We start from the raw sequence: 10,446 nt of genomic DNA, 5'->3' as shown, positions 1-10,446 counted from the left end.
TTCGGCGCTTTTGTTACCGGCAGCGCAGGAGCTGAGATGAGCAAAGGCGCTCGTGCCCGGGGGGAGGGGGAGAGGAAGGCCCGCGATCTGGGCCGGGCCTTGGTCGAGGATATTCGCACCAAATGCGACTACGCTGAGCAGAGGAAGGTGCAGGAAGGCATCCGCTCTCACTTCAAAGAGCTGGTGCGCATGAACAAGGATAACTGGGAGCACGAGTACGAGCACTGGAACAGCATCAACTGGCGCTAGAGCGGGCGAGCTCCAACCCGCACAACTCTTTAATATCTTCCAGGCCTATTAATAATCATGCTGACAGTGGATGAGGGAAGTGCAGCCGTCCGCCTGGCCAGGCGCGCCCTGGCACATTATATGGAAACGAAGGAGGCCCTGGACCCAGAAGGGATGCAGCCAGTCTTTTCCCAGAAGCGTGGCGTCTTTGTAACTTTGCATGAGGATGGGGACCTGCGGGGATGCATAGGCTATCCTCGGCCGGTCTTGCCCCTTGGTCGGGCCATTGTGGATTCAGCGATCAATGCCGGCTTTCGCGATCCGCGGTTCCCTGGCCTGCGGCCGGGTGAGCTGAAGAGGATTGAGCTGGAGGTCACCATTCTCACCGAGCCCCAGGCCTGCACCGGGCCCAAGAAGAACCTGCCCGAGAGGATTCAGGTGGGAAGGGACGGCCTCATCGTCTCCAAAGGGCCGTTCACCGGTCTGCTGCTGCCCCAGGTGGCGATTGAATGGGGTTTTGATTCCCTGGAGTTTTTAGGCCAGACCTGCGTCAAAGCGGGCCTGCCGGCAGATGCCTGGCTGGATGAGGACATTCTGATAGAGCACTTCGAGGCGCAGATCTTCGCCGAGGTGGCGCCGGAGAGGGAGGTATTTGAGAAGAGCTTCACTGAGAGTCCCTGCGGTACATAACAATTAAGGGAAATGACTGCGCATCACTTGCCGCTGCAATGAGGGTAGGGCTCGGACTGATGATAACTATCATGCCCATTTTATTCTAATTTTATGGTTTTGACCACAATATAGCCTGTCACTATGATTTGATCCTAGCGACGCTTCCTCTCTGCCTGCACTTGCTTCAAAATTTAATATATCGGCGAAATGGTCTCATTATTATCGCTGGTGCATACCTATGGTAAAATTTTCTCGATAAGAATATCTCTATAAATCTAGCTTTTCATGAAAAAAACCACCAGAACGTATAAATATCATCGAGTGACTAATTGATTATATCCTAAAATGATGATGAGGTGAAATTATTAGGCAAATGGGAGTACTTGTGGTATTGGCCGTAGTGATGCTATCGGTACCTATTCTGGCACAGGGAATGAAGCCCTGTGGAGCGGTGGACGTTCTGGGGAGGGGCGGAGGCATATTTCAGTCAGAGGCATCTGCGTTCCAGTTCCCTGAGTTCGCAGATACAAACTTCGATCGCCTGACCGTCGGAAATGACAGGGCGTTGGCCTTTGGCGGCATCTGGCGGAGACCTTCTCTGGCCACAGCCACCAATAACCTGATGATCGAGAAGAATCAGGATTCAGGTGAGTGCGAATGCTGCGGTCCCGAATCCTGCCAGGAATGCTGCTTAAAGGTCAACATGGAGCAGATCCGGGTGGGAAATAGGGAGGCACTGGCCTTTGGAGCCGCGATTGCCACCAACAATGTGAAGATCGTCACCAACCAGCAATAGATCGGGATCATCAGACCTGAAGGACGAAAATGAAAAAAATGCTAAAGCCCACTGGCCTCTTGCTGGTGGGGGCCATTTTTATCTTCTCATGCCTCATGCTCAATGCACTGGGATCAGAGGCGGGCCTCCCCGACCTGCAGAAAGAGATGAAAAAGACCCTCTCAGGCACTATGGATAAACCATATGGAAGCGCAATAGGGAAGTTCAAGGTAAATGGAGAGACGATCACTCTCCCCTGGTCAGTGCGAAGTACATCGGCGCTTCGGTCGAAAGCTCTTTTTCTCTGGCCATTGCCTTCAAGAGAAGATATAGCGCTGAATGAAACCGGCTCGAAGAGGGTGGTTTCAGATCTGACGGCAATCAATACCGACCGGGAGCGAGAGATTATCTACGACGGCAGCCAAGACTGTGATGCTGGGTCGGAGGACCTTTCCAATTCCCTGGAGATCAGCGTCACCGGCCAGGAGACCGATGATGGATCGCTAAATTGGTATAATGGTCATGTTGCGGCAGATAGCATTGAGCGCGCTGTGGATAAAGCATTGAACAGGGACAAGAAATACGACCTCAACTCGAACAATGTGACCAGGAGCGGTTCGGCAGCGCTCTTGGGCAATAATATGGTCATAGACGTCAGCGGGATCTCAGTGAGTGCTATAAATTCGGTAAAAGGGGGAAGTGCCACCGCCACCTCCAACATCCTGATACGGCCAGTGCAGATCATCGCCTGTCCATCTGAGGTGGAAGAGAAGCTGAGATAATTCCCATGATTTCTTCTTTTTGAATCACAAACTATAAGGGCATTTTGCGTTCTACTTCTCTCTCGATATGACCATCATCAAGAGACCGAGAGGCACGCGGGACTTCCTTCCAGAAGAGATGCGGAAGCGGAGCCAGGCCCGAAAAGCGATGCAAGAAGTGCTTTGTCGCTGGGGCTACCAGGAGGTAGCCACACCCACATTTGAGCATCTTGAGCTATTCACAGAGAAATCCGGTGCCTCAGTAATAGATGAGATCTACAGCTTCCAGGACAAAGGAGGTCGAGATCTTGCCCTCCGTCCGGAATTGACCGCTCCAGTGATGCGCATGTTCGTCTCCGAGCTGCAAAACTCGCCCAAGCCTTTGAGGCTCTACTACTTTGGCAATTGCTTCCGCTACGAACGCCCACAGAAAGGGCGCTTCAGGGAGTTCTGGCAGCTGGGTGCGGAGCTGATAGGAGGTGCCAGGCCGGATTCCGAGGCCGAGGCCATCGCTCTGGCAGATCAGTTGATCAGGAGCGCGGGAATCAGGGGAGATATTCACCTCGGCTATCTGGGTCTCATACGGGCTATTTTGGAGAGAATCGAGGGGGATAAAAGAGCGGCTGCGATGAGAATGATCGACAAAAAGGAGCGGTCTGCTTTAAAGGAGCTGCTGGAGGATCTAGATCAAGGAGATCTGGGACTGCTGGAGCTGATCGATCTGAAGGGCAAAGCGGCTTTGGATAAGGCCCTGGAGATCGCCGGCGATCTGTTGCTCACTGAGACTCAAGAGGCCTCCACCGGGATCGGGGGTCCGAAAGCCTGTTCTGAGCCCAAGATGCAGTCAGAGGGCCGCGGGTCTGCTCGCAATGGAAGGGCGGTCAGCTCCCAACTCCACCTGGAGGAGTTCCAAGAGACGGTGGATCTTCTCGGAGCCTACGGGGTGGACTTCCAAATCGACTTTGAGATTGTGCGGGGCCTGGATTACTACTCAGGTACGGTCTTTGAGATCTATGCTGAGGGTCTGGGAGCACAGCGCCAGATATGCGGCGGAGGAACATATGAGCTCTCCAGCCTATTTGGAGGGAAAGAGACCTCATCAACCGGCTTCGGCCTGGGATTCGACCGCATAATGGAGATCGCCCATATAATGGAGGAGAGAAAGCCGCCGGTCTTCCTTGTATACACCCCCGACGTCAAGGTTGATGCTGCCAGGATCGCAGTATCTCTGCGAAGGTCAGTCCCTACGGTTCTGGACGTAATGGGCAGAAGCATGGGGGCGCAGCTCAAGGCCGCATCAGGAGCGGGTGCGAGGCATGCGGTGATCGTGGGCAGAGAGGAGCTGGATTCCGGCAGGCTGATCCTGAGAGACATGTCAGGGGGAGAGCAGGAGAATTTGACCTTAGAGGAGATAGTAGAACGGCTCAGCCGGATCTATTCATCTGTTTGAATCTGGTTTCGGGGGAAGAGCCGACTAGTATTTCTGATGAATGCTTCCACCAAAATTTTATAAAATATAAAAAGGTGGCCGGTCCTTGCTCGGAGTGCCAGCCCACCTCTCCTGATTCAGCAGGCGACCTTGGCCGGATGTGATATGCGATGAGAAGTGGCCTGCTTGCCCGGGACCTTACCGCCGACCGGCCTCTGCTGAACCCGGGTGACCCTTGACCTGGCAGGGGATAAGGGCTTTGCATCCGCGCCAGTTGCCGCCTTTGCCCGGGGAGAATGATACTTATGTTCTCTTTCCTCTATCTTCTCCCGGGTAAGCCTCTCGATATCCTTCAAGAAGCTGCGCTCTTCTGCAGAGCAGAAAGAGAATGCATTGCCGCTAGCTCCCGCCCTGCCGGTGCGCCCGATGCGGTGGACGTAGCTCTCTGGCTCATTTGGCAGGTCATAGTTCACCACATGGGTGATATCATCGATATCTATGCCCCGAGCGGCGATGTCGGTCGCCACCAGCACCCTTATCCTGCCTGATCGGAACCTTTCCATAGTCTTAGTGCGCTGGTTTTGCGACTTGTTGCCGTGAATGGCATCCGACTGAATCCTGTTTTTGGACAGCATCTGCGCCACCTTATCCGCCCGGTGCTTGGTGCGGGCGAAGACCAGGACCCTCTTCATATCTTCTTTTAAGAGGAGATCGAGCAGAAGGGAGTTCTTGGAGTTCTGATCGACAAAGAATACCTGCTGATCGATGGAGTCCAGAGTGCACGCCGAGGGAGAGGCCTGCACATGCACCGGATCATTAAGAAGGCTCTGGGCAAGCTCGCCCGTCTCCCGGGTCAGAGTGGCAGAGAAGAAAAGGGAGCTGTGCTTCTCCGGCAGAGCCGAGACTATCCTCTTCACGTCTCTTATGAAGCCCATGTCAAGCATCCTGTCGATCTCATCCAGGACGAAGAACTCAACCCCTTTCAGCTCTATGTAGCCCTGGTTCATCAGGTCCAAGAGCCTGCCAGGAGTGGCGACTAGTATATCGACTCCTCGGGAGAGCATATTGACCTGCGGCCCCTGGCGGACGCCGCCGAATATGACCAGTTGTCTGAAGCGGAGAAACTTGCCATAGGTGGCAAAGCTCTGGCCGATCTGGGCAGCAAGCTCTCTGGTAGGAGCAAGCACCAGCACCCGCGGTGAGCCCGGCCGGCTGGCTCGCCGCTCGGCTGACATTCTCTGCAGTATGGGCAGCACAAATGCCGCCGTCTTTCCCGTTCCCGTCTGAGCGATCCCCAGCAGATCTTTTCCCTCGAGTAATGGGGGTATGGCCAGCATCTGTATCGGCGTGGGGGTGGTATATCCTTCTAGAGCAATCGCTCGCAAGAGCGGATCTATTATATTCAGATTTCCAAATGACATTTAATGCCTCTTCTTTGAATCTGAAAACAAGATGAAGTCCACGGCAATAGCTCGCAAGATATGCATGCCTGCCGGAAGCAGAGGCATTAAACGACGATGGATGTCTCCCGAAGCGATTGATTTCATAATCAAAATCGTTCCAGAGCCATCCGTCTCTTTAAGGAAGCCTGATCCGACAGCCCGTTTTAGGGCCAGAGAAGAAGCTGCCTCTGCGGTTTCAAATCATTTCCATTATTTATTTGATTTCCTATCGATTCGCTGAACCGATATCAGCCTCAAAAACATCTCAACAATTTATCGAATCAATGCAAATGGAGCGGTTGAGCATCTCCTCACCAGACTAAATATCTGTCGGTCCCATCTATCGGTCAATATGCCGATCCATAGTTCATCTCTTCTTCCTCGCCGCCTTATACTTGGGCCAGCTCTGGTGGGGCAGTCCCTTGCCGGAATAGCTCTCTCTCACGCTATCTGAGGCTGCCCTTTCCAGCCGCTCATCGCGCAACCTCCTCTCTGCGGCCATCTTCTTTACCAGGATGTAGTTGGCGGCGAGGAATAGGGGGAACAAGAGGATACAGAATGCTACTATATGCCAGACTTCCATATATAACAGGTCAACTCATGAATATAAAAAGATCACCTGAACTTCCCCAGGAGTCGGGAATAAAACTCCTTCTCCTGCCCTTTGGTGGTACGAACCAGCCGGTCCAGTATCAGCTCGGGAGTGCTCTTCGCCAGGTAGTTGTACCGCGGGCTGCGGCAGACCACAAGACAGTTGTTCTCATCCAGCCCCTCCGCCTCGATTCCGTCCACCCGAACCGGGGTCTCTGAGAAGCGACGCACATCCTCAGCCAGGTGGCTGACGAAGACCGCGGCTGAGCCCCTTCGGTTCAGCTCGTCGAGCATGCAAGCGATGATGCGCGCCGAGGCTCCGGGCTCGGTTATGGACTCCAGCTCATCGGCCAAGACCAGCTTTCTCTTCTCGTTCTCCACCACAGCGAACTTTCTCATCGCCGTCTCAAAGGCTCCGGCGGAGAGGGTACCCCGGCTCTTGCTGAAGTAGTAAAGCTGCTCGAATAGGCCCATCCTGCAGCTATCGGCGGGCACGGGCAGACCCATCTGCGCCAGGATGACTATCTGAGAGATGAGGTCCAAAAGAGTGGTCTTGCCTCCGGAGTTAACTCCGCTGAGAAGGGCCACCATCTCTGGAGGCTCGCCCGGCCCTCCACCAAGGCAGTAGCTCACCTTTTCCGGCTGCTCCAATGAGAGGTTTCTTGCTCCCTGAAAACACAGGCCGGTCTCTGATGCAATCTCCGGAAAGCTCAAACCCTCCTTCAGGGTGAATGAGCCCAGTGCATAGGAATAATCGAACTCCATCAGAATATGGACCAGCGTTTCCGCCCGATTTCTCTCGTCGGCCAGACCACGGGCCAGCTCTCTTTTTGCCTTCAGGCCCCTCTCCTCTTGTCGGCTGCGCAGCTCCTGCTCAAAGGATCGCAATGCTCCTCGGTCCAGCTCCAGAGGATAGCTGACGGCGGAGGAGAATATCTCATCCAGCCAGACCTCCTCCGCTCCTTTCAGATCCAGCTCCTCTCTGGCGCGCTCCTTGGCCTCTTTCAAGACCTCCTGATAGATCCCTTTCATCCGGATCTCGAAGAGCTCCCGGATGCCATCTCCCCGGCTCATCACCTGCAAGAGGTCCGTCCCATCCAGGGTGAGCGAACTCTGCTCAATCCTTCTCTTCAGCTCCTCATTGGCTGCAGATGCAGCCTGGTCCACGCTCCTCTCCAGCCTGGCAGCCAGCCTGCTCAACCGCTCCGCCTCAAGGTCGCTCTTATCGCTAAGCCTGCTGATCAGGTCGAAGAAATCCTCCCAATCCTCAAAGTCCTCCACTCCCGCTGCCCGAAGCTTCAATGCCGCCTCCACCGCGGCAGCCAGGGTTTCCATATTCTCTCTGTAAAAGCCTAAAACCGCCTCAGGAACCAGGTACCAGTCTTCTAAAGATTCAGCCCTCTCCACCTCTTCCGCATCCACCATCCCCTCACCCACCAGGCTGACAACGCTATAGCTCCGGGCGAGGGCCAAGAGCTCCTGAGGGCTTTCCGCCAGATGAAGATCGATCAATCTGTCCAGGCCGCGGGATTTGAGCCTCTGGAAGTCCTCAGCGCTGCTGGCAGCCACCGCCCTCTCCCTGACCCTTGAAGATGACCTCTCCCGCAAAGGGCGGATGGAACGAAGCTGCTCCTCTAAGCCTAGGCCTTCCATCCTCCGGGCCACCTCTAAAGAGTGGGACGCAGCCAATCGGTTCTCCTCTATCATCTCCTGGGAGGAGGAGGGAAAGAGGGTGCCGATCTTCAGTCGGGCATACTCGGTATGGGCAAACCCAGCCAGCCTGGAGATCAGCAGGGAATAGATCCTGACGGCCTCATCGGTGGCCAAGAACTCGTCTGGAGAGACCCGGAACTTCAGGGCGCGAGCATACTGTACCAGCTGCAGAGCCTGGCGTTCGCTAAGGGTACTGCATAGGCCCAGCAGGTCCCCGTCTCGCACCGCCTTCAGGGCTTTCTCTTCATCCCCATAATGCTCTCTGAGGCGCTCTCTTAAGCGGGGGCCAACTCCTGGAAGATCCACCAGTTTCAAGCGCTGCCATTTTAACAGGAATATAATATATCTGTTCCGCCAGGCAGAAGGCTGTCAGGATCTGGAGATGTCGGCCCGGACGGGCCTGCACGCAGAAGATTAATATTCCCGAGGCAGAAGACGAAATATCGTGCTGCTTAATGAATTACTTAATCTGGGCGAGGAGGAGAGCATATTTTTGGCGGAAGAGTCCCTGCAGGACCTGCTCGACCTGCCTGTAACCCGAGAGATAATGGATGAAGGAGTGGATTGGGATCGCTCTATCGAGCTTGCGGATATCGGCATTGCCCTTCACCTGGCCAGTCCGGAGGATTTTTGGCTGCTTTTAACAGACCGGTATTCCAGGGAGAGGATCCTGATGGATGCTGCCGATCGGTTCGGATCGGAGGCAACAAAGAGAATCATGGTCGATGAGAGCGCCTTTCTCCGTGCCCTCGTCGAGTATTATGCCATCTCCATGAAAGACGAGCTGCTATGCGAGAGCTGCAGCACTGCAGCCGAGCTGCATTATGCTGAGGATAGAATAACGAGGCTGGTTGATCTATTAAAGCCCAACTTCTCCTGCTCTGATGAGCCTATTTTAGAGATCTGCTGCGGCAACGGACTGGCTACCCAAGCCCTCATTCGTCTGGGTTTAGATCCCCTGGCCATGGACTACGATCGCTGTGAGCTCTGCATTGCCCTAAAGAAGGGGCTGATGAACCCACAAAGGTCCTTCGTACTGGATGCCAGGCTCCTGCCACGTTATTTTTCCGGCAGGCCCTTTCATTCTGTCCTCGGCTTCATGGTGGGTCTGATAGATGACTCCAACTGGCCCCTGTGGAGGGAGATACTTCTTGCCGCAGCCTCGCTCGCCGAAAAGAGGCTATTATTCACCGTCTACTCTCAAAAAGAAGCTGATCTCATCGCGAAGGAGATGGAGAAGGCGGGCTGGGGGGGAGAGGTAATCGACAACCAGGACTCCCGGGGGATATACGACCAATGGGTCTACAAGGGAAGCCGCCAGTCACTTTAAATGAATGATGGAAAGCTTAATTATCCATCCCATTCCTCTGAAGAAGTGGTGAGATTCTTGGCTGACTTTAAGAAGCGAAATGCGGAGAGAAAGGGCGGCAAAAAAGAAGAGATCAAAAGCAAGAAGCTCATGGAAGAGAATCTGGATGATTTAATAGGCAGAGGAGAAGTAGAGAAATAGGCTTCTGCAGCGGAGCTTTGGGCCGAAAAGATCAATGGCTTTATTTAACCCTTTATCCTCCTCCGGGAGAAAGATTTTCGTCTCCTGAGATCCCGGGGGAATCCCCAGTTTGCAGGTCTGAACGGTCCTCGAATAAAATTGTTGAATGCCAGAGAGATGGGATGTCTAAATTGCCATCTCATCCCTTTTTAACTGCTGATCTAGAGCAGGCCTCTTTTGGATGGCCGACTCTCGCAGAAAATAGTTTTTGCAGCTCCAATACAGTTTATAAACGAATTCAGATTTACAGCCAGATACACTGGCGACTTATCTGGCTGCAAATGGCATTTGGCCATTAAGGTGTGACGCTCAGGCTTCGGCTCAACTCTTTGAGCTTTTCGATGCTCTCCAGGGTCTTGGCAGACTCTTTTCGCTTCTCATCCTCGAAATGCTTTATGATATCGCCCAGGGATATGGTCAGCCGGTAGACCTTCATCGGCCTTCCTTTGCCATCCTTTTTGATCTCCCTCTCCTCCACCCAGTTATTATTGCGCAATGTGCGCATGGCAATGCTCACCTCGGGCTGGCGGAGGTTGGATCCGATCTCGATCTCCCTTGATGTGGCCTCCTCCACATTGGCCAGGTAGGTGATCATACTGGCCACATTTCTGGGAATGCCAAGCTCTCGGAGAACCTCTACGAACTCCCTGTCGGCATCATCCAAAACTTTCACCGAGAATTGTCTCATAATGACCTCATTCTATTTTTGTATATAACAAATACCTTATGATATAAATAGTTTATTTCGAGGCGAGATATTCTTCTTTGACATAAGATTATACTATAGATATAAACCTCGGCTGCCATTGTTTTGCCATAGTCGTATATTATATCCATCAAATCATAGATGCAACTCTATGGTAATCGCAATGCAACAGTCAAGGAAGGCGATTTATTTTAGCGCTTAAATTGTTGTTATACTGATGCAAGTAGATAAATATTATTGAGATATTACTATTTATAATAATACAGTTTTAATTTTGATTTCACCTCAATTCGGCAGGAGGCCCCATCCTTCAGGGTGGGGAGGAATGCCGAAAGTTCTATATGTATATGGATCGTTATTATCTATGCAATGATGCAAACCCTCAAAGCCGATCTTCAGAGCTGTGGAACAGATAGCGCAAAACGTCATCTGAAGAAGCTTTCCGGTAAAGAAGCTAGGTTCCATAGAGACGTTAATCATTGCATCTCTAAGAAGCTGGTTGCGAAGGCCATAGACACAGTATATCGACTACAAGGCTGCCATAGCTGGTGTGCCCGTGATCTGCATTGATCCTGCTTAT

General features: G+C 53.0%; 11 protein-coding genes and 1 pseudogene. 8 read left to right on the top strand and 4 right to left on the bottom strand.

All coding sequences use genetic code 11. The annotated features are described in order from the left end of the window. The 5 genes and pseudogenes from BP727_RS01210 to hisS form a co-directional block, all read left to right on the top strand. Positions 1–249, top strand: a pseudogene (locus tag BP727_RS01210) (iron-sulfur protein); the annotation flags it as partial. 57 nt (positions 250–306) lie between these two features. Beyond that, entirely contained in the window at positions 307–918 is a 612-nt protein-coding gene (locus BP727_RS01205; RefSeq protein WP_276619769.1) for a TIGR00296 family protein, read from the top strand. Positions 919–1,273: 355 nt separating this feature from the next. Then, on the top strand, positions 1,274–1,696 hold the full coding sequence (locus BP727_RS01200; protein WP_273272112.1) for a hypothetical protein: 423 nt from the start codon (positions 1,274–1,276) through the stop codon (positions 1,694–1,696). Positions 1,697–1,725: 29 nt separating this feature from the next. Then, entirely contained in the window at positions 1,726–2,457 is a 732-nt protein-coding gene (locus BP727_RS01195) for a hypothetical protein (protein ID WP_273272110.1), read from the top strand. Positions 2,458–2,524: 67 nt separating this feature from the next. After that, the gene (gene hisS / locus BP727_RS01190) at positions 2,525–3,886 is read left to right on the top strand and encodes a histidine--tRNA ligase (RefSeq protein ID WP_286856975.1); all 1,362 of its coding nucleotides are present in this window, start codon (positions 2,525–2,527) and stop codon (positions 3,884–3,886) included. A 116-nt stretch (positions 3,887–4,002) separates the two neighbouring features. Here hisS and BP727_RS01185 read toward each other — a convergent pair whose 3' ends face one another. Continuing rightward, positions 4,003–5,286: a DEAD/DEAH box helicase gene (locus tag BP727_RS01185; RefSeq protein WP_013719687.1), complete on the bottom strand. Its 1,284-nt coding sequence runs from the start codon at positions 5,284–5,286 to the stop codon at positions 4,003–4,005. 31 nt (positions 5,287–5,317) lie between these two features. On the opposite strand from BP727_RS01185, the gene BP727_RS01180 reads away from it, so the two are divergent. Then, entirely contained in the window at positions 5,318–5,548 is a 231-nt protein-coding gene (locus BP727_RS01180; protein ID WP_157863754.1) for a hypothetical protein, read from the top strand. A gap of 126 nt (positions 5,549–5,674) precedes the next feature. Here the strand turns inward: BP727_RS01180 and BP727_RS01175 are convergent, their stop codons facing one another. Together BP727_RS01175 and BP727_RS01170 are read right to left on the bottom strand one after the other, a co-directional pair. Beyond that, complete coding sequence (locus BP727_RS01175) at positions 5,675–5,890, bottom strand: hypothetical protein (RefSeq protein WP_013719688.1); 216 nt, start codon at positions 5,888–5,890, stop codon at positions 5,675–5,677. Positions 5,891–5,922: 32 nt separating this feature from the next. Then, positions 5,923–7,917, bottom strand: a complete 1,995-nt coding sequence (locus BP727_RS01170) for a MutS-related protein (protein WP_276619776.1) — start codon at positions 7,915–7,917, stop codon at positions 5,923–5,925. A 139-nt stretch (positions 7,918–8,056) separates the two neighbouring features. Here BP727_RS01170 and BP727_RS01165 point away from each other — a divergent pair, with 139 nt between their 5' ends. Continuing rightward, a complete protein-coding gene (locus BP727_RS01165; RefSeq protein ID WP_276619767.1) occupies positions 8,057–8,941 on the top strand; it encodes a hypothetical protein in 885 nt (294 codons plus the stop codon). Then, entirely contained in the window at positions 8,942–9,121 is a 180-nt protein-coding gene (locus BP727_RS01160) for a hypothetical protein (RefSeq protein WP_276619765.1), read from the top strand. A gap of 334 nt (positions 9,122–9,455) precedes the next feature. Here the strand turns inward: BP727_RS01160 and BP727_RS01155 are convergent, their stop codons facing one another. Further along, entirely contained in the window at positions 9,456–9,848 is a 393-nt protein-coding gene (locus BP727_RS01155) for an ArsR family transcriptional regulator (protein WP_276619763.1), read from the bottom strand. Positions 9,849–10,446: the final 598 nt, after the last annotated feature.

The sequence above is a fragment of the Methanosaeta sp. UBA356 genome (assembly GCF_002496465.1).
Classification (GTDB): Archaea; Halobacteriota; Methanosarcinia; order Methanotrichales; family Methanotrichaceae; genus Methanothrix; species Methanothrix soehngenii.
Note: the sequence above shows the minus strand (reverse complement) of the source record. Positions and strands in the feature narration are given on the sequence as shown.

Bases quoted from the DNA above. Each gene is read 5' to 3' on its own strand.
- BP727_RS01180 (WP_157863754.1), top strand. From the start codon at position 5,318: ATGAAGTCCACGGCAATAGCTCGCAAGATATGCATGCCTGCCGGAAGC.
- BP727_RS01155 (WP_276619763.1), bottom strand. From the start codon at position 9,848: ATGAGACAATTCTCGGTGAAAGTTTTGGATGATGCCGACAGGGAGTTC.
- BP727_RS01200 (WP_273272112.1), top strand. From the start codon at position 1,274: ATGGGAGTACTTGTGGTATTGGCCGTAGTGATGCTATCGGTACCTATT.
- BP727_RS01205 (WP_276619769.1), top strand. From the start codon at position 307: ATGCTGACAGTGGATGAGGGAAGTGCAGCCGTCCGCCTGGCCAGGCGC.
- BP727_RS01175 (WP_013719688.1), bottom strand. From the start codon at position 5,890: ATGGAAGTCTGGCATATAGTAGCATTCTGTATCCTCTTGTTCCCCCTA.
- BP727_RS01195 (WP_273272110.1), top strand. From the start codon at position 1,726: ATGAAAAAAATGCTAAAGCCCACTGGCCTCTTGCTGGTGGGGGCCATT.
- hisS (WP_286856975.1), top strand. From the start codon at position 2,525: ATGACCATCATCAAGAGACCGAGAGGCACGCGGGACTTCCTTCCAGAA.
- BP727_RS01185 (WP_013719687.1), bottom strand. From the start codon at position 5,286: ATGTCATTTGGAAATCTGAATATAATAGATCCGCTCTTGCGAGCGATT.
- BP727_RS01160 (WP_276619765.1), top strand. From the start codon at position 8,942: ATGAATGATGGAAAGCTTAATTATCCATCCCATTCCTCTGAAGAAGTG.